Here is an 18,410-nt window from a genome sequence, read left to right on the forward strand (position 1 = left end):
GCCCTTCTGGACGACGTTGGCGCCGTCGCTCGTGTGCCAGGGCTCCAGGTGCACCTGCGCGGTCAGCGAGAAGTCCGAGCGACCGGGGTCGACGTCCTCGCTGCCGGCGACCTCGACGAGGGCGCGCAGGAGGTCCTCGGAGCCGTCCCCGACGCCGTCGCGGCCGTCCGCGGGGAGGAGGCCGACGAGGAGCAGGGCCATCGGCTCGCCGGGGTGCTCCAGCAGGAGGCCGGTGAGCAGGCGGTGCAGCGCGTCGCGGTCGGGCGCCGTCACGACGGCGGGGCCGCCGGCGCGGGAGGGGGAGCGGCTGGGTCCGGCGCCGGCCCGTGCCGCGCGGAGCGGCCGGAGGCGGAGGAGGGCCGCGACCCGCCGGAGGGCGGTCGCCGCCCGCGGGGCGGGGCTGGTCGGGGCGCTCACGGGGTGGTCCTCGGCACGCGACGGCTCCGCCTTGAGCGCCCGGCGGACGTGGTCGCGCGGTCGGCGGGGTGAGGTCGACGGGGGTGAGGTGTAACCGTCGGCCGTCCGTCCCCGATCGCGCCCCCGCCCGAGGAGGGCCAGGCTGTGACGCGGTCCAGCCAGGGGCCCCGTTGTCGCACGCGCCCACCCGGAGGCCAGGACCATGTCGCAGACCAGCGCCAAGGCGCAGGACGCGCCGCACCCGGACGACGGGCGCAAGCCCGACAGCCCCGACGACCTGGCGAAGCCCACCGCCGGCTACATCGTCAAGCGCGCGCTGCGGGAGTTCTCCAAGGACCAGGTGACCGACCTCGCGGCGGCGCTCGTCTACTTCTCCGTGCTGGCGCTCTTCCCGGCGCTCATCGCGCTGGTGTCGCTGCTCGGGCTCTTCGGGCAGAGCCAGGCGGTCTCGGACGGCATCACGCAGATCGTCAGCACGCTGTCGCCCAGCTCGGACGTCTCCGGGCCCGTCAACAGCTTCATCGACCAGTTCATCAGCAACCAGAGCACCACCGGCGCCAGCCTCGGCGTCGTCATCGGCATCCTCGGCGCCGTGTACTCGGCGTCGAAGTACGTCGGCGCCTTCTCCCGCGCGATGAACCGCATCTACGAGGTCGACGAGGGCCGGCCGGTCTGGAAGCTCAAGCCGGTCCAGTACCTGCTCACCCTCGGCGCGCTCGTCCTCATCGCCGTGGCGCTCGTCATCCTCGTCGTCAGCGGGCCGGTCGCCCAGGCGATCGGCGACGTCGTCGGGCTCGGCGGGACGGCCGTCACCGTCTGGTCGATCGCGAAGTGGCCGGTGCTGCTCGCGATCGTCGTCGTCATCGTGGCGGTGCTCTACTACGCGACCCCGAACGTCCAGCAGCCGAAGTTCCGCTGGATGAGCCTCGGCGCGCTCGTCGCCATCGCCGTGTGGCTGCTCGCGTCGGTCGCCTTCGCGCTCTACGTGGTGAACAGCGACAGCTACAGCGCGACCTACGGCGCGCTCGCGGGCGTCGTCATCTTCCTGCTCTGGCTGTGGATCACGAACATCGCCCTCCTCCTGGGCGCTGAGATCGACGCCGAGGTCGAGCGCGGCCGCGAGCTCCAGGCCGGCCTGCCGGCGGAGGACACCGTCCAGCTGCCGCCGCGCGACACCCGGGCGAGCGACAAGAAGGACGCGAAGATGCGCGAGGCCGTCGACGAGGGGTACCAGCTGCGCCTCCGCAACGGCGGCGAGTCCCGCGCCGAGCAGGCGGAGCGGGAGGAGCGGGAGCGCCGCGAGGGCGTCCGCGAGGGGCGGTAGGTGTCCGGCCTCCCCGGGCGGCGGTCGCTGAGCACGCTCGCCGAGACGGCGCGGGCGAGCCTCTGGCCGCTGCCCGTGACCTTCGTCGTGCTGGCGACGGTCGCGGGCGTGCTGCTGCCGCTGCTCGACGAGGCCCTCGACGGGGACCTGCCCGTCTTCGTCGAGACGGTCGTCTTCGGGGGAGGCTCCTCGGCCGCGCGTGACGTCCTCAAGACGATCGCCAGCGCCTTCATGACCGTCAGCTCGCTGACGTTCTCCCTCACCGTGGTGACGCTCCAGCTGGCGAGCAGCCAGTACTCCCCGCGCCTGCTGCGCACCTTCGCCAGCGACCGGGCGGTGCAGGTGACGCTCGGCGTCTTCCTCGGCTCCTTCGCCTACTGCCTCGTGGTGCTGCGAACGGTGCGCGACTCGGACGACTCCACCGCCGAGTTCGTGCCCCGCCTCTCGGTGACCCTCGCGGTGCTCCTCGCGCTCGTCGGCGTCGTCACGCTCGTCGTCTTCCTCGCCCACCTGTCCCGCAAGATCCGCATCGAGCCGATCCTCGTCGACGTCCACGCCGAGGCCAGCGGCGTCCTGTCCCGCAGCCGGCCCGCGGAGCGGGTGCCCGCCTCCCTGCAGGGGCGCGAGGACGGCCTCGCCGTCACCTCCGAGCGCACCGGCTTCGTGACGTCGGTCGACGAGGGCGCGCTCGTCGAGCTGGCCCGCGAGCACGACGCCGTCGTCGACGTCCGGGCCACGCCCGGCGCCGTCGCCGTGCCGGGCACGCTGCTCGCGCGGCTCCTGCCCCGCGACGCCGCGGAGGGGGTCGGCGGCCGGTCGTCGGGGGCCGGCTCCCACGACGCGGAGGTCGAGGGCGCGGTCCGCCACGCCGTCGCGGTGGGGGAGGAGCGGGCGGCCGACCAGGACCCCACCTTCGGCCTGCGGCAGCTGGCCGACGTGGCGATGCGCGCCGTCTCGTCCTCCCTCAACGACCCGACGACCGCGGTCCACGCCATCACCCACCTGCGCGCCGCGGTGCCGGAGGCCCTCGCGCACGGCGTGGGCGACGCCCTCGTGCGCGACGACGACGGCGTCGTGCGCGTCGTGCTGCGGCGCGACGGCGTGGCGGAGGTGCTCGACGTCGTCGTGGGCCAGCCGGCGGTCTACGGCGCGGGCGACCCCATGGTCGTCTCCGCGCTGCTCCACCTGCTCGCCGACGTCGCCGCGGCCGTGCGCCGGGACCCCGACCACCTCACCGCCGTGCTGGCGACCCGCGACCGCGTCCTCGCCGTCTCGGCACCGCTGCGCGAGGACCCGCGGTGGGCCTCGCTGCTCGCCGCCGCGTCGTCTCGTGTGGACGCCGCCGCCCGCGGCGCCTGACGGGGTGTCCCGAGCCGGGCACTCCCGCGTGCGGGGAGACACGGGCCCGGACCGGGCGCGCGCCGAGCGGAGGTCGCACCTACCGTGGGACGGGCAGGGGCGACGACGAGCGCCGGTGACGATGACCGTGGTGGTCGAGGGTGGGGTGGACGGTGGGCGGCAGCACCGTCTGGCCCCGGCGGCGCCCCGACGTCGAGGGCCGCCTGATCGGCACCTGGGTCGTCGAGACCGCCACCGACCTCACGAGCGCCCGCCGGGAGCTCGCCGCGCACGCGGCCGAGCTCCCCTCGGCCGGTGAGGGGTGGCAGGGCTCCATCAGCCTGCCCGACACCCTGGCGCTCCTCCTCAGCGAGCTCGTCACCAACGCCCTGCGCCACGCCCGTCCGCCCGCCCAGGTGTCGGTGGTCGCGGACGGGATGTCGTGCCTGCTCGACGTGGCGGACCCCGACGTCGACTCGCCGCCCACCCCCGAGCACGACCGCTCGCCCGGTCTCGGCGGGCACGGCCTGCCGCTCGTGGCCATGCTCGCCAGCCACCGCGGCTGGTACGTCGAGGACGGTCGCAAGCACGTCTGGGCCTGCCTGCGCACCGCGGGACCCCCCGCCCAGCGCGGCGCCGAGCACCACGCGCCGGGGCCCCTCGCCCGTCCCCCGCGCCGAGGCCCGGCGAGCCGGCAGGGCTGAGCGCCGCCTACGGTCGCGGCATGAGCACCTCCGAAGCCCCCGCCGACGGCTCGTCCGGCCCGCCCGTCGCCGCGCGCCGCCCCGTGCGCCGCGAGCACCACGGCGACGTCGTCGAGGACCCGTACGAGTGGCTGCGCGCCAAGGACGACCCGGAGGTGCGCGCGCACCTCGAGGCGGAGAACGCCCACACCCGCGCCGTCACGGCCGGCCAGGAGGGGCTGCGGGCCGCCGTCTTCGGCGAGATCAAGGCGCGCACGCAGGAGACGGACCTCTCCGTGCCGAGCCGCGAGGGCGACTGGTGGTACTACGGGCGCACGGTCGAGGGCCAGCAGTACGGGCTCTCCTGCCGGGCCCCGGTGGCCGACGCCGACAGCTGGGACCCGCCCGCCGCCGGCCCCGACGGCGCCCTGCCCGGTGAGCAGGTGCTGCTCGACGCCAACATCGAGGCGGAGGGCCACGACTTCTTCTCCCTCGGCGCCGCGTCCGTCAGCCCCGACGGGGCCCGGCTCGCCTGGTCGAGCGACACGACCGGCGACGAGCGGTACACGCTCCGGGTCCGCGACCTCGCGAGCGGCGAGGACCTCCCCGACGAGGTGCCGGGGGCCTTCTACGGGGCCACCTGGTCGGCCGACTCGGCCGTCGTCCACTACACGGTCGTCGACGACGCCTGGCGTCCCCACGAGGTGCGCCGGCACCGCGTGGGCACCCCCGCGTCGGACGACGACGTCCTCTTCCGCGAGGACGACGAGCGCTTCTGGGTCGGCGTCGGGCGCACGCGCAGCCGCCGCTACCTCGTCGTCGAGAGCGCGGCCAAGACGACGAGCGAGACCCACGTGCTCGACACCCTCGACCCCGGCGCCGGGCTGCGGGTCGTGGCGCCGCGCCGGGCGGGCGTGGAGTACGACGTCGAGCACGTCGCCCTGCCCCAGCCGGACGGCTCGGTGCGCGACCGCTTCCTCGTGCTCCACAACGACGGCGGCGCCGAGGACTTCCAGCTCGCGGTCGTCGACGTGGACGACCCGTCGCCGGAGCGCTGGGAGACGGTGCTGCCGCACGTGCCCGGCACCCGGCTCGAGGGCGTCGCCCCCTTCGCGGACTTCGTCGCCCTGGCCTACCGCCGCGACGTCCTGCCGCGCCTCGCCGTCGCGCCGCTGACGCCCGAGGCGATCGGGGAGCCGCGGGAGGTCGAGGTCGACGAGGAGCTCTTCAGCGTCGGGCTCGGCGGCAACCGGGCCTTCGACCAGCCCCTCCTGCGCCTCGTGCGCACGTCCTTCGTCACGCCGCCGCGGGTCTTCGACCTCGACGTCGCGACGGGTGAGCAGGTGCTCCGCCGCGAGACGCCCGTGCTCGGCGGGTACGCGTCCGAGGACTACGTCCAGCGCCGCACGTGGGCCACGGCGCCCGACGGCGTCCGCGTGCCCGTCTCCGTGGTCGCGCGCCGGGACGTCGCCGCCGCCGTCGAGCGCGGCGAGCCGGCGCCCGCCGTGCTCTACGGCTACGGGTCCTACGAGGCGAGCATGGACCCGTCCTTCTCGATCTCGCGGCTCTCGCTCCTCGACCGCGGCGTCGTCTTCGCCGTCGCCCACGTGCGGGGCGGCGGCGAGATGGGTCGGCACTGGTACGACGACGGCAAGGAGCTGCGGAAGACGAACACCTTCACCGACTTCACGGCGTCCGCGGCGGCGCTCGTGGAGCAGGGCTGGACGACGCCGGAGCGGACCGTCGCGATGGGCGGGTCGGCCGGCGGCCTGCTCATGGGCGCGGCGCTCAACCTGGCGCCCGAGGCCTTCGCCGGGGTCCTCGCGCAGGTGCCCTTCGTCGACCCGCTGACGTCGATCCTCGACCCCTCGCTGCCGCTGACGGTCACCGAGTGGGACGAGTGGGGCAACCCGCTCGAGGACCCGGAGGTCTACGCGTACATGAAGGCGTACTCGCCGTACGAGAACGTCGCCGCCGTCGACCACCCGGCGGTGCTCGCGATGACGAGCCTCAACGACACGCGCGTGCTCTACGTCGAGCCGGCGAAGTGGGTGGCGCGGCTGCGCGAGGTCGGCACGGGTTCGCGGCCGGTGCTGCTGCGCACCGAGATGGACGCCGGGCACGGCGGCGCCTCCGGGCGCTACAAGAGCTGGGAGGAGCGCGCCTTCGAGTACGCGTGGGTGCTCGACGTCCTGGGCGCGCCGGCGGAGCCGCTGCCGCCTCTCTGAGGCCCCCGGCGTCGGAACCCCGGCGGTGGACCCACGGCGCGCCTGACCGCGTCGGGGGTCCACCGCTGCCCGGCGCCCGTGCCGGACGGGTGGGGCGTCAGCGGGCGGAGTACCCGCCGTCGACGAGGTGGTAGCTGCCGGTGATGAAGGCGGCGTCGTCGCTGGCGAGGAAGGCCACGAGGCCGGCGACCTCCTCGGGGGTGCCGAGGCGGCCGACGGCGTGGGCGGCGCCGAGGGCCGTCCGGGAGCGCTCGTCGAGCGAGGCCTCGACGAGCGGCGTCGCGATGAAGGCGGGCCCCACGGCGTTGACGCGCACACCCTGGTCGGCGTGCTCCCAGGCGGCGGACTTCGTCAGCCCGACGACGGCGTGCTTGGCGGCGACGTAGGCGCTGGAGCCGGCGAAGCCCACGCTGCCGAGGACGGAGGCCATGTTGATGATCGACCCGCCGCCGTTCTCCGCCATGACGGGGATCTCGGCCTGCAGGCACGTGAAGACCGACACGAGGTTGACGTCGATGACGCGGCGCCAGGCGTCCGCGGGGTAGTCGGCGGTCGTCGCCGTCGGGCCGCCGATGCCGGCGTTGTTCACCGCGACCCGCAGGGGCGCCATCTCCTGCGCCGCCGCGACCATCTCGGCGACGCGGGCGGCGTCGGTCACGTCGACCGTGAAGGGGCGCGCGGTGCCGCCGGCGCCGGTGATCTCGGCGGCGACCGAACGCGCCCCCCGCTCGTCGAGGTCGGCCACGAGGACCGACGCCCCGCTGCGGGCCAGGCCGAGGGCCACGGCCCGGCCGATGCCGGAGCCCCCGCCCGTCACGACCGCGGACCTGTCTCGGACGTCGTACTGGGCCATCGCTGCTCCTCCTCCACGAGGGCGCCGCGGGTCGGCGCCGTCCGCGACGCCGGGCGGGGCGGTCACCCCGCCGTGCGGCGTCGCAGCCCCAGGCCTACCACTCGTTGAGCGTTCACGCACACGCCCGCTAGGGTGGTGGCGTGCTGCCCGAGCCGGTCCGCGACCTCGCCCTCCTCCTGGCCCGCCTCCTCGTCGGCGTCGTCCTCGCCGTCCACGGGTGGGACAAGCTCGTCGACCAGGGCGTGCAGGGCACCGCGGGCTTCCTCGGCTCCCTCGGCGTGCCCGCCCCCGAGGTGGCCGCCGTGGCCGTCAGCGTCGTCGAGCTGCTCGGCGGGCTGCTGCTCGTCCTCGGCGCGGCGACGACGCTCGTCTCGGTGCTCGTGCTCGTGGACATGGCGGGCGCCTTCTGGCTCGTGCACCGGGGCAACGGCGTCCTCGTCGACGGCGGCGGCTGGGAGCTCGTCGGCGTCGTCGCGGCGGCCGCCCTCGCCCTCCTCGGCGCCGGCCCCGGCCGGGCGAGCCTCGACCACCTCGTCGGCGCCCGCCGCTCGCGCCCCCGCCGCTGACCCGGCCCGCCCCACCGCGGACTTCGTAGCCCTCCTCCCCCGATCGGTGACCTCAGGGCGGACTTTCGTAGCCTTCGTCCGTGACGGACGAGGCGGGGGGCGCGGAGGCGACGGCCGAGGACGCGCCCGTGCGGGGGACGCGCGCGCCGCGCCAGCTCCTCGACGTCCGCACCATCTACGCCGAGCCAGCGGCGCTGGAGCTCGAGCGCGGGCGCCAGGTCGTCGAGCGGTGGCCCGGCGCCGAGGTCGTCGAGGTGCCGTCCGCGCAGCGGGTCCAGGGCGTGCACGACGACGCCAGCTCCGTCGACCGCTGGGTGCGCACGAAGACGGAGGTGCTGGCGCTCGGCGTCCGCAAGACCCTCACCGCGCGGCGCAACGAGCGGTCCGCCAACTGGATCGCGCCGTCCACGGCCAACGGGTGCGCCATGGCGTGCGCGTACTGCTACGTCCCGCGGCACAAGGGGTACGCCAACCCCATCACCGTCTACGCCAACATCGACCAGGTCGTCGGGTACCTCCAGCGCCACGTCGCGCGCCAGGGCGCCAAGCCGGGGCCGGACCAGTGCGACCCCGCCGCGTGGGTCTACGACATCGGCGAGAACAGCGACGCCTCCGTCGACGCCGTCGTCAGCGACAACGTCCGCGACCTCGTCACCGCCTTCCGCGCGATGCCGACGGCCAAGGCGTCCTTCGCCACCAAGCAGGTCAACCGCGAGCTCCTCGACTACGACCCGCAGGGCCGCACCCGCGTGCGCTTCTCCGTCATGCCGCACCGGATGGCGCGCCTGCTCGACGTCCGCACCTCGCCGGTCGCCCAGCGCGTCGCGGCCGTCGACGACTTCGTGGCCGCCGGCTACGAGGTGCACCTCAACCTCTCGCCCGTCGTCGTGCACGAGGGCTGGCTCGAGGAGTGGGCCGAGCTGCTGGAGGAGATCGACGACGTCCTGTCGCCGGCCGCCAAGGCGCAGGCCGCCGCGGAGGTCATCCTCCTCACCCACAACGCCGGGCTGCACGAGGTCAACCTCGGCTGGCACCCGAAGGGCGAGGAGGCCATCTGGCGCCCGGACATCCAGGAGGCCAAGCGCTCGCAGAACGGCATGGAGAACGTCCGGTACCGCGCCCGCTGGAAGAAGGTCTGGCTGCAGCGGCTGCTCGACCTCATGGCCGAGAAGACGCCGTGGCTCACCGTGCGCTACGCGTTCTGACCGGCCGGCCGCTGGCGTCACCGCGGGTCGTGGTGACAAGCACCCTTGACACCACGAGGCTCCCGGCGCAGGCTGCGGGTGACAAGCACGCTTGACACCGGAGGTGGTCGTGCGGAACGACGTCCGTGCGCTGCGGCAGGCCGAGGGCCTGTCGCAGCGCGAGCTGGCGGAGGCCCTCGGGGTCTCCCGCCAGACCGTGAACTCGCTGGAGACGGGGCGCTACGACCCCTCCCTGCCGCTCGCGATCGCCGTCGCCCGCCGCTTCCGCCGACCCGTGGAGGAGATCTTCCATGTCGACTGACCTGCGCACCGCCCGCCGCCGCTACCTCGTGGTCCTCCCCGTCGCGCTCGCCCTCGTGGTGGCGGTCGGCCTGCTGCTGCGCGACCGCGCCCCGGGGGGCATGGGGGACGGCTTCCTCGTCGGTGGCGGGCTCGCCCTCGTGGCGTGCGCGGCCATGGCCTGGCGCACCACCCGCGGCCCCGGCCGGGCGACCACCTTCGAGCGGGGCTGGACGCAGACCGGGGACGAGCGCGACGACGCCGTCCTCACGCGCGCGCTGGCCGTCCTCGGCCTCGCGTCCCTGCCGCTGACGGGCGTCGCCGGTGTCGCCCTCGGCCTCGGGGCCCGGCCCGAGGTCGTCGTCACGCTGCTGCTCGCCGCCGAGGCCGCGGTGCTCGTGGCGGCCTTCGTCGTGCACGACCGGCAGGGCTGAGGCGTCCTCCAGGGGGCCCGGCCGGCGCCGCGCCCCCAGGACCACGCCGAGCTGTGCGCCCACGTCGCGGTGCACCGCGACCTCGCCGCACAGCTCTGGGCGCCTCGGGCGTCAGCGCTGCCGGTCGAGGACGGGCGCCAGGGCCGCCAGCAGGTCGTCGACGGGCACCGGGCCGGCGTCGTCGGCGCCCGTGAGCGCCGACAGGTAGAGCCCGTCGCCGACGAGCTGCACGAGGCGGGCGCGCGCCGGGTCGCCGAGCTCGTCCAGGAGGGCTGCGAACCAGGCCTCGTCGATCTCGGCGAAGACGGCGCGGGCGAGGTCGGCGGCCTCGTCGCCGCCGGCGATGCGCAGGGCCGCGACGTACGTGCGGGACAGGCCGCTCTCGCCCTGCAGGGGCGGGGCGGAGCCGCGCAGCCACGTGGCGACCGCGCTGTCCGAGGCGCGCATCTCCTGGGCGTCCTCGAGGCCGCGCTGCCGCAGGCGCTCGAGGAGCCCGGTGACGAGCGCCTCCTTGCTGGGGAAGTGGTACAGCAGGCCGCCCTTGGACACCTGCGCCGCGGAGGCGACGGCGTCGAGCGTCGCCGCGGCCGGTCCCGCCTCGACGAGGAGGGACTCGTAGGCGTCGAGCACGCGGTCCCGGGCCGTCATCCGGGCAGCGTAGCCAGCGGTCGGGAACAGACCGTCCAGACGGTACAGTTGACGACGGCGGCCCCCGCTCGTCCGTGCCCGCACCGGACGCCGGGGCCGCCACCCCAGCAGCACCACCAGCACCCTGCGACGCCGACGTCCCGGGCCCCCCGCTCGCCGTCGGCGACGGTCGGCCCGGCGCGCGGCGCGCCCGCACCACGACCGTCGAAGGACCGCCATGAGCACCGCCACGCACGACAGCCGCACCACCGGACCCGCCACCGGCCCGCTGCCCGTCCAGCGCCGCCGGCCCGACGTCGTCGCGCCCCCGCGCGCCACGGCCCGGCAGTGGCTGGCGCTCGTCGTGCTCGTCCTGCCGACGCTGCTGACGTCGATGAACGGCACGATCCTGTCCTTCGCGCTGCCGACGATCAGCACCTCGCTGCGCCCCACGGCCACCCAGCTGCTGTGGGTCGTCGACGTCTACCCGCTCGTGCTCGCCGGGCTGCTCGTCGCCATGGGCTCCTTCGGCGACCGCATCGGCCGCCGCCGCCTCCTGCTCGTCGGGAGCGCGGGCTTCGGCCTCGTGTCGCTGCTCGCGGCCTTCGCGCCGACGGCGGGCGCCCTCGTCGGCGCGCGGGCGCTGCTCGGCGTCTTCGGCGCGATGCTCATGCCGCCGACCCTCGCGCTGCTGCGCTCGGTCTTCCCCGACGGCGGCCAGCGCCGCCTCGCCGTGGCGATCTGGGCCACCGGCTTCTCGGCCGGTGCGGCGGTGGGGCCGGTCGTCGGCGGGGTGCTCCTCGAGCACTTCTGGTGGGGCGCGGCCTTCCTCGTCGCCGTCCCCGTGTCCGCGCTCATCGTCGTGGCCGGGCCGCGTCTGCTGCCCGAGTCCCGCGAGAGCGCGCCCGGGCCGGTCGACCTGCTCTCGGTGGTGCTCTCGCTGACGACCATGCTGCCGCTCGTCTACGCGGTGAAGGGCGCCGCCGAGCACGGGCTGACCGACGTCGTCGTGGCGTCCGCGCTGCTGGGGGCGGCCAGCGGCGTCCTCTTCGTGCGCCGCCAGCTGCGCCGGGCCCGGCCGCTGCTCGACCTCTCCCTCTTCCGCGTGCCCGTCTTCAGCGCGTCCGTCGCGGCCAACCTCATGGGCATCTTCGCCTTCGTCGGCCTCCTCTTCTTCACCTCCCAGTACCTGCAGCTCGTCGTCGGCCTCTCGCCGCTCGCGGCGGCGCTGCACCTGCTGCCGAGCATGGCCGCGACCATCGCGACGGGTCTGCTCGCCGTGCGGCTGGCCCGCCGGTGGGCGCTGCACGTCCTCGTGCCCGCCGGTCTGGCGACGTCGGCCCTCGGGTACGCGCTCGCGACGCAGCTGAGCGGCGCCCCCGAGGCGGGTCTGCTCGTGGCGGCGTCCGTGCTCGTCGGGGCGGGCGTCGGCCTGGCCGAGACGCTGACGAACGACGCCATCCTCACCTCGGCGCCCGCCGACCGGGCGGGCGCCGCGTCCGCGGTCTCGGAGACGGCGTACGAGGTCGGCGCGGTGCTGGGCACGGCCGTGCTCGGCAGCGTGCTCGGCGCCGTGTACCGCTCGCACCTGGCGGTGCCCGCGGGCGTCGACCACGCCACCGCGGACGCCGCGACCCAGACCCTCGGCGGCGCCGTCGAGGCCGCGGGCCTGCTCGGCGGGGCCGACGGCGCGGCGCTGCTGGCGTCCGCGCAGGGCTCCTTCGCCGCCGGCGTCGACGTGACGGCCGCCATCGGGGGCGGCGTCGTGCTGCTGGCCGCCGTCGTCGTCGCCCTGGCGCTGCGGCCGCGCGCCGGCCGCTGACGGTCGCGAGCGTGAAGGGGGCGTCACCTCCGCGTCCTGGGCGCAGGGGTGACGTCCAGGCGGGTCCCAGGGAGCGCGGCCTACCCTGCGTGGCATGTCGGCCACGGACCAGCGCGCCCCCGGCGACCGCCACGACGTCGAGCCGTACGACGAGGCGGACGACGTCGAGGACGGCCCGCTCGCGCCGGTCGTCGGTGACCGCCGCTTCGGCGCGTGGATGCTCGTCACCGGGGCCATCGGCTTCGTCGCCGCCTTCGTCCTCACGGTCGAGCGCTTCGAGCTGGCCCTCGACCCGAGCTACGTGCCGTCCTGCAGCATCAACCCGGTCCTGTCGTGCGGCAGCGTCATGGAGACCGAGCAGGCGGCGCTGCTGGGCTTCCCGAACCCGCTCATCGGCATCGCGTCCTTCGCCGTCCTGACGACGCTCGGCGTGGTCCTCCTCAGCGGTGCGCGCCTGCCGCGGTGGGTGCAGCTGGGCGTCCAGGTCGGTGTCACGGCCGGGACGGCCCTCGTCGTCTGGCTCATCAGCCAGAGCCTCTACGCGATCGGCGCCCTGTGCCCGTACTGCATGGTCGTGTGGTCGGTGATGATCCCGCTGTTCTGGACGACGACGGCGCGCTCGCTCGAGCAGGGCGCGGTCCCCGCGCCGGCCGGCCTCGCGCGAGCCGTGGTCGACCTGCGGTTCCCCCTCATCGCCCTGTCCTACGCCGTCGTCGTGGTGCTCGTCGCGGTCGAGTTCTGGGACTACTGGCGGACCCTGCTGCCCTTCGCCTGACGTCGTCGCCGGCGGCGCGGACGAGGTGCGGGCCGGCCTCTGGGACCATGCCGCCGTGACCGACGCCGCGCAGCCCCAGCCCGACGCCCTCGCGGGCGCCCGCACGCCCCTCGCCGACGCGGGCATCCCCCTGGGCGCGCTGGACGGGCGCTACCGCGGCGCCGTCGCCTCGCTCGTCGAGCACCTGTCGGAGGCGGCGCTCAACCGCGAGCGGGTCCACGTCGAGGTCGAGTGGCTGCTGCACCTCACGGGCGTCGTCCCGGGCGCCCCGCAGCCGACCGAGGAGGACGTCGCGGCGCTGCGGGCGCTCGTCGAGCGCTTCGACGCCGACTCGGTCGCCGAGCTCGGCGCCCTGGAGCGGGAGACGGCGCACGACGTCAAGGCGGTCGAGTACTACGTGGCCCGCCACCTCGAGGGCACCTCCCTCGAGGGCGCCGAGGCCCTCGTCCACTTCTGCTGCACGAGCGAGGACGTCAACAACCTCGCCTACGCGCTCATGGTCCGCGGCGCGGTCACGCAGGTGTGGCTCCCTGCCGCGACGGCCCTCGTCGACCAGCTCGCGGCGATGGCGCACGAGAGCGCCGACGTGCCGATGCTCGCCCGCACGCACGGCCAGCCGGCGACGCCGACGACGCTCGGCAAGGAGCTCGCCGTCCTCGCGCACCGGCTGCGCCGCCAGCTGCGCCGCGTCGAGGGCGCCGAGTACCTCGGCAAGCTCAACGGCGCCACGGGCACCTTCGGCGCCCACGTCGCCGCGCTGCCCGACGTCGACTGGCCCGCGCAGGGCCGCGCCTTCGTCGAGCACCTCGGCCTGACGTGGAACCCGCTGACGACGCAGATCGAGTCCCACGACTGGCAGGCCGAGCTCTACGCCGACGTCGCCCGCTTCAACCGGGTGCTGCACAACCTCTGCACCGACGTGTGGAGCTACATCTCCGTCGGCTACTTCCGCCAGCAGCTCGGCGCCCACGGCTCGACGGGCTCCTCGACGATGCCGCACAAGGTCAACCCCATCCGCTTCGAGAACGCCGAGGCGAACCTCGAGGTCTCGAACGCGCTGCTCGACGTGCTGGGGCAGACGCTCGTGACCTCACGGCTCCAGCGCGACCTCACCGACTCCTCGATGCAGCGCAACATCGGCACCGCGCTCGGGCACTCGCTCCTCGCCCTCGACAACGTGCGCCGCGGGCTGCGCGGGCTCGACGTCGCCCCCGACGCCATGGCGCGCGACCTCGACGCCAACTGGGAGGTGCTCGGCGAGGCCGTCCAGTCCGTCATGCGCGCCCAGGCCGTCGCCGGGACGCCGGGCATGGACGAGCCGTACGAGCGCGTCAAGGAGCTCACGCGCGGGCGCCGCGTCGACGGCGCGGCGATGCGCGACTTCGTCGCCGGCCTCGGCCTGCCGGACGACGTCGCGGCGCGCCTGGCCGCGCTGACGCCGTCGACCTACACGGGTCTCGCCGGGCGGCTGGTCGACGAGCTGCGCTGACGGCGGGGGGCGGGGCGGTACGACCGATCTGGTCCGCTCCGCCCCGTTCGTCGGTGCCCCGGCGTACGGTCACCCGCGGCCCTCGAGCGAGAGGGCAGCCACCGACCCGGGAGACCACGTGACCCACGCACACCGTCGGGCCCGCCGCACCGCCGCGGCCGCGCTCGCCCTGGCGCTCACCGGCGCCGCCACCGCCACGGCCGTCGCCGGCCCGGCGTCCGCCGCGCCCCCGATCACCCGCCCCGCGCCGGGCCAGGGGGTCATGAGCTACGTCGTCAACACCGACGCCACGCCGGCCGCCGTCGCGCGCGTGCGGGTCGCCGTGGCCCGCGCGGGCGGCAGCACCGTCGTCGACTACCCCGAGATCGGCGTCGTCGTCGCCCGCTCGGCCGACGCGGACTTCCGCGACGACGTCCTCGCCGGCCACTTCTCCTCGCTCGTCGACTCCGTGGGCCCGACCCGCACGGTGCCCGTGCTCGAGGGCGTCCCGGGCCGTTGGCGCGGCCCCGGCCGCGGCCCGCAGCGCCCGGAGATGCGCGAGCTCCTCACGGGTGGCGCGTCGGCGCCGGGCGGCGCCGCGGCGCTGGGCGTCGTCGACGCGACGGCGGTCGACGAGCCCGTCGAGGCCGTGCAGTGGGACATGGCCGCCATCGGCGCGGACCGGGCGAACGCGATCGAGCCGGGCAGCCCCGACGTCGTCGTCGGCGTCCTCGACGACGGCATCGACGACAGCCACCCTGATCTCGCCGGCCAGGTCGACCGGAGCCTCTCGGGCGACTGCACCGGCGGCGGCCGCTTCGACGGCAGCGAGGGCGCCTACCTGCCCTTCCCGGGCGGGTACCACGGCACCCACGTCGCCGGGACCATCGGCGCGAAGCGCGACGGGCAGGGCGTCGTCGGCGTCGCGCCGGGCGTGACCCTGGCGGCGGTCAAGGTCGTCAGCGCCGAGGGCTTCATCTACCCCGAGTCGGCCATCTGCGGCTTCATGCACGCGGCCGAGGAGGGCTTCGACGTCACGAACAACAGCTACTACGTCGACCCGTGGGAGTTCTGGTGCGACGACGAGGTGAGCCAGGCCGCCGCCCGTGAGGCCGTCACCCGCGCCGTCGCCTACGCGGAGTCCCAGGGCGTGGTGAGCGCGGCCGCCGCGGGCAACTCGGCCTACGACCTCGCCGACAAGACGACGAGCAGCTCGAGCCCCAACGACGGCAGCGGCGCGATCGCCGACCGCGACGTCCGCGGCTGCGTCGACATGCCCACCGAGCTGCCCGGCGTCGTCACCGTCTCGGCGACGCAGCAGGACGGCGCGCGCTCGACGTTCTCCAACTACGGCGAGGGCGTCATCGACGTCGCCGCCCCCGGGACGCGCGTCATCTCGACGATCCCGCAGAGCATCCTGCCCAGCGGCTACGCGGCGCTGTCCGGCACCTCGATGGCGTCGCCGCACGTCGCGGGCGTCCTCGCGCTGCTCAAGACGACGCACCCGGACGCCACGCCCGCGGAGCTCCGCGCGCTGCTCGAGGAGCAGGCGACCGACGTGCCCTGCCCCGCGACGCCGTACGCCGGCCAGCCGTGCACGGGCTCGCCCGAGGACAACGGCTACTTCGGCGAGGGCCTCGTCGACGCCCTCGCCGCGGTGACGGTGGGCTGACCGACGCCCGAGCCCGCGACGGCGCCCGTCCCCACCGGGGGCGGGCGCCGTCGTCGTCGTGGGGCCCCGTCCCCGAGCGGGCTGCCGCGCCCGGGACCCCTCAGGCGAGGGCGCCCTCGGCGTGGTGGCCCAGCGGCCCGGCGAGGACGTCGGCGAGGGCCCCGAGGCGCCACAGCTCCGAGCGGTGCAGCCCGAGGCCGCGCTCGCGCACGAGGTGGCGGCGCACGGACGTGGCGAGGGCGGCCTCGCCGGCGACCCACGCGTAGACGCCCGCGGCGGGCAGCGAGCGCGCCGCGACGTCCTCGAGCAGCGAGCCGGCGTCGCCCGCGACCCGCCAGGACACCTCGACCCCGTCGCGGGCGGGCAGGTCGGGGGCGTCCTGCGCGGTGGGCACCTCGACGAGGACCGTCGCCGTCGTCCCGGCGGGCAGCGCGGCGAGGATGCCGGCGGCCGCGGGCACGCCCGTGGCGTCGGCGACGAGGAGCACGTGCCCCGTGCCGGCCGGGGGCGCGAAGCACGTGTCCTGGACGATGACGCCCACCTCGTCGCCGGGCGCGGCCCGCAGCGCCCAGGCGCTCGCCGGGCCGGTCTCGCCGTGGGCGACGAGGTCGACGTCGAGCTCGCCGTCCGCGGGGCGCGCGTCGCGGACCGTGTAGTTGCGCAGCACGGGGCGCTCGTCGGCCGGCATGGCCTGCATCTCCGGCCACCACCGCTCCGTCTCGGGCAGCCGCGGGCGCTGCTGGCCGGGGCGGGGCAGCAGGAGGCGGAAGTACTGGTCGGCGCCCAGCGCGGGCGTCGCGCGCAGGTCCTCCCCGGCGAGCGTGACCCGGACGACCGACGGCGTGACGCGGCGGACGGCGCTGACTCGGACCGGCACGGCGACGGCTGCGAGCCGCTCGCGCACGGGGCGGCGGCGCACCGCCCCGACCCGGCCGGCGTCCTGCGGCGACGTCGCGGCCCGCTCGCGGTGCGGCGCGGACTGCGCCGGCGCGGGGGCGGGGCGGGCCTCGGTCGTGGTGGTCATGCGGCTCCTCGGGTCCGGCGCGGGCGGCCGGCGGTGGGGGCCCACCCACGACGACCGCCGCAGGTGAGGCTTGCCTTCCCTACGGTACGTCCCGCCGGCTGTGCTGTCAGCCCCAGGGGGGCGCCGTCAGCCCGTCGGCAGGAGGAGCGCGCCGCTGGCGGCCCCGCGCGCCGTCCGGCCGGCGACGAGCGCCCAGGCCAGGAGGAGCAGCGCGAAGAGACCCACGGCGAGCGCGGCCGCGGCGGTCGAGCCCGTGGCGGCCGCCAGGCCGCTCGTGCCGGTGACGCACGTGCCGACGGGGAAGGTGAAGCTCCACCACGTCAGCGAGAAGCGCAGGCCGCGGCGGGCGGCGTGCGCCGTCAGCGCCGCCGCGAGGAAGAGGAGCAGGCCGCCGAAGCCGACCATCGCGGCGGCGTAGGCGACACCGAGGACGTGCACGACCCGCGCGGCGTCGGAGCCCGCGCCCGCCACCGCGGCCGTCGCGCCGCCGAGCAGCACCGCCGCGGTGGCCGACTGGCCGACGACGCCCAGGGTGATCCAGGTCGTCGGCGCCGCCTGCACCGGCAGCGGGCCGCCCGTGAGCAGCCGCCCGTGGACGAGCGTCGCCGTCATGAGACCCGCCAGCAGGCCCAGCCCGAAGAGGGCCGCGCACGCCAGCAGCAGCGCCAGACGCAGCTGGCCGGCCGGCACCTCGGGCACGAGCAGCGCGCCCGTCGACGCCGACACCATCGGCGGGACCACCGGCATCATCCACGCGGGCAGCGGCTCGCCCGCCCGCTCGCCCACCGCGGCGGCGTCGCCCGCGCGCGTGGCGGTGCGGAAGGGCACCCACACGGCCGTCGCCACGCCCAGCGTCGTCCCGAGCACCCAGAGGACGGCGAAGACGGCGACGCCCGCGGCCTCGCCGAGGAGCCGCTCGCCGACGAGGTGCGCGCCCGCGCCCGTCGTCAGCAGCGCCATCGCCGGGGCGCCGTAGAAGCCGGCCATGACGGGGTGGCGCGCGTAGCCGGCGGCGAGCGCCCGGTGGCGCCGCCAGTGCAGCGCGAAGGCGAGGGTCAGGACGACGAGGAGCGTCGCCGCGAGCAGCCAGGCGACGAGCGCGACGGCGTCGAGGACCGCCCCCTGCAGGGGCAGCGACGACGCGGCGACGGCGACGACGCCCGTGCCCATGACGGAGGCGAACCAGTTGGGCGTGACGTGCTCGAGCGCCTGCCCCGGGTGCTCGAGCGCGGGCAGCAGGCGGCGGCGCGGGAGCGGCGGTGCCGAGGAGGTGCGGGCGGGCGAGGGGGCGGTGAGCACGCGTCGAGCGTGCGGCCGGCGGAGAGGGCCCGGTAGCCCCCTCGGGCGCGTGACCCCACAGCCTCCGCTTGTGGCTGAGAGGTGGTGGTGCGAGCCTCGGGCGTGCTCGGCGACCGCGTGCCCGACCTGCGGGCCCTCCAGCTGCTCGTCGCGGTGCGCGACCTGGGGTCGCTGGGAGCGGCGGGCGCCGCCTGCGGCACCACCCAGCAGGCCGCCTCGGCGCGCCTGCGCTCGACCGAGGCGCTCGTCGGCGTCCCGCTCGTCCTGCGCGGGGCGCGCGGCTCGCGGCTGACCCCCGCCGGCGAGCTCATCGCCCGGTGGGCCGACGCCGTCCTCGACGCCGCCGCCCACCTCGACGCGGCGGCGACGGCGCTGCGCCAGGACGCCGCCACCCAC

General features: G+C 76.3%; 17 protein-coding genes and 1 pseudogene. 13 read left to right on the forward strand and 5 right to left on the reverse strand.

What is annotated here, in order from left to right; translation table 11 throughout:
• Positions 1-417, reverse strand: a pseudogene (locus HLB09_RS04015) (hypothetical protein); the annotation flags it as partial.
• Between the two features lie 202 nt (positions 418-619).
• Here HLB09_RS04015 and HLB09_RS04020 point away from each other — a divergent pair.
• The 4 genes from HLB09_RS04020 (at position 620) to HLB09_RS04035 (ending at position 5,990) form a co-directional block, all read left to right on the forward strand.
• Positions 620-1,741, forward strand: coding sequence for a YihY/virulence factor BrkB family protein (locus tag HLB09_RS04020; protein ID WP_171202118.1), 1,122 nt, complete (start codon positions 620-622; stop codon positions 1,739-1,741).
• Complete coding sequence (locus tag HLB09_RS04025) at positions 1,742-3,100, forward strand: DUF2254 domain-containing protein (protein WP_171202119.1); 1,359 nt, start codon at positions 1,742-1,744, stop codon at positions 3,098-3,100.
• 152 nt (positions 3,101-3,252) lie between these two features.
• Positions 3,253-3,783 carry an ATP-binding protein gene (locus HLB09_RS04030; protein WP_171202120.1) on the forward strand — a complete coding sequence of 177 codons (531 nt, stop codon included), beginning with the start codon at positions 3,253-3,255 and terminating at the stop codon, positions 3,781-3,783.
• Between the two features lie 20 nt (positions 3,784-3,803).
• Positions 3,804-5,990 (forward strand): S9 family peptidase, encoded by a 2,187-nt coding sequence (locus HLB09_RS04035; protein WP_171202121.1) that lies wholly within the window; start codon positions 3,804-3,806, stop codon positions 5,988-5,990.
• Between the two features lie 97 nt (positions 5,991-6,087).
• Here HLB09_RS04035 and HLB09_RS04040 read toward each other — a convergent pair whose 3' ends face one another.
• Positions 6,088-6,843: an SDR family NAD(P)-dependent oxidoreductase gene (locus HLB09_RS04040; protein WP_171202122.1), complete on the reverse strand. Its 756-nt coding sequence runs from the start codon at positions 6,841-6,843 to the stop codon at positions 6,088-6,090.
• A gap of 140 nt (positions 6,844-6,983) precedes the next feature.
• Here HLB09_RS04040 and HLB09_RS04045 point away from each other — a divergent pair, with 140 nt between their 5' ends.
• From HLB09_RS04045 to HLB09_RS04060, 4 genes are all read left to right on the forward strand, one after another.
• Positions 6,984-7,409 carry a DoxX family membrane protein gene (locus HLB09_RS04045; protein WP_171202123.1) on the forward strand — a complete coding sequence of 142 codons (426 nt, stop codon included), beginning with the start codon at positions 6,984-6,986 and terminating at the stop codon, positions 7,407-7,409.
• Between the two features lie 128 nt (positions 7,410-7,537).
• The gene (locus tag HLB09_RS04050) at positions 7,538-8,614 is read left to right on the forward strand and encodes a spore photoproduct lyase family protein (RefSeq protein WP_171202133.1); all 1,077 of its coding nucleotides are present in this window, start codon (positions 7,538-7,540) and stop codon (positions 8,612-8,614) included.
• Positions 8,615-8,723: 109 nt separating this feature from the next.
• Entirely contained in the window at positions 8,724-8,915 is a 192-nt protein-coding gene (locus tag HLB09_RS04055; protein ID WP_171202124.1) for a helix-turn-helix transcriptional regulator, read from the forward strand.
• The gene (locus HLB09_RS04060; protein ID WP_171202125.1) at positions 8,905-9,327 is read left to right on the forward strand and encodes a hypothetical protein; all 423 of its coding nucleotides are present in this window, start codon (positions 8,905-8,907) and stop codon (positions 9,325-9,327) included. Before HLB09_RS04055 ends, HLB09_RS04060 begins: the two co-directional genes overlap by 11 nt.
• Before the next feature lie 111 nt (positions 9,328-9,438).
• Here the strand turns inward: HLB09_RS04060 and HLB09_RS19115 are convergent, their stop codons facing one another.
• The gene (locus tag HLB09_RS19115; protein WP_171202126.1) at positions 9,439-9,975 is read right to left on the reverse strand and encodes a TetR/AcrR family transcriptional regulator; all 537 of its coding nucleotides are present in this window, start codon (positions 9,973-9,975) and stop codon (positions 9,439-9,441) included.
• Positions 9,976-10,192: 217 nt separating this feature from the next.
• Between HLB09_RS19115 and HLB09_RS04070 the strand changes: the two genes are divergently transcribed.
• The 4 genes from HLB09_RS04070 to HLB09_RS04085 all read left to right on the forward strand — a co-directional run bounded on the left by HLB09_RS04070 (position 10,193) and on the right by HLB09_RS04085 (position 15,691).
• Entirely contained in the window at positions 10,193-11,776 is a 1,584-nt protein-coding gene (locus HLB09_RS04070) for an MFS transporter (RefSeq protein WP_171202127.1), read from the forward strand.
• 94 nt (positions 11,777-11,870) lie between these two features.
• Positions 11,871-12,551: a vitamin K epoxide reductase family protein gene (locus HLB09_RS04075; protein WP_171202128.1), complete on the forward strand. Its 681-nt coding sequence runs from the start codon at positions 11,871-11,873 to the stop codon at positions 12,549-12,551.
• Between the two features lie 55 nt (positions 12,552-12,606).
• Entirely contained in the window at positions 12,607-14,040 is a 1,434-nt protein-coding gene (gene purB / locus HLB09_RS04080) for an adenylosuccinate lyase (RefSeq protein WP_171202129.1), read from the forward strand.
• A gap of 118 nt (positions 14,041-14,158) precedes the next feature.
• Positions 14,159-15,691 (forward strand): S8 family serine peptidase, encoded by a 1,533-nt coding sequence (locus tag HLB09_RS04085; protein WP_171202130.1) that lies wholly within the window; start codon positions 14,159-14,161, stop codon positions 15,689-15,691.
• 100 nt (positions 15,692-15,791) lie between these two features.
• Here HLB09_RS04085 and HLB09_RS04090 read toward each other — a convergent pair whose 3' ends face one another.
• Together HLB09_RS04090 and HLB09_RS04095 are read right to left on the reverse strand one after the other, a co-directional pair.
• Positions 15,792-16,715, reverse strand: coding sequence for a siderophore-interacting protein (locus HLB09_RS04090; RefSeq protein ID WP_171202131.1), 924 nt, complete (start codon positions 16,713-16,715; stop codon positions 15,792-15,794).
• A gap of 126 nt (positions 16,716-16,841) precedes the next feature.
• The gene (locus tag HLB09_RS04095) at positions 16,842-18,014 is read right to left on the reverse strand and encodes an SLAC1 family transporter (protein WP_171202132.1); all 1,173 of its coding nucleotides are present in this window, start codon (positions 18,012-18,014) and stop codon (positions 16,842-16,844) included.
• An 87-nt stretch (positions 18,015-18,101) separates the two neighbouring features.
• On the opposite strand from HLB09_RS04095, the gene HLB09_RS04100 reads away from it, so the two are divergent.
• Positions 18,102-18,410, forward strand: a 309-nt coding sequence (locus HLB09_RS04100; RefSeq protein WP_212770520.1) for a helix-turn-helix domain-containing protein, incomplete at its 3' end; no start/stop codon positions are given.

The sequence above is a fragment of the Pseudokineococcus marinus genome, from assembly GCF_013004605.1.
GTDB classification, from domain to species: domain Bacteria; phylum Actinomycetota; class Actinomycetes; order Actinomycetales; family Quadrisphaeraceae; genus Pseudokineococcus; species Pseudokineococcus marinus.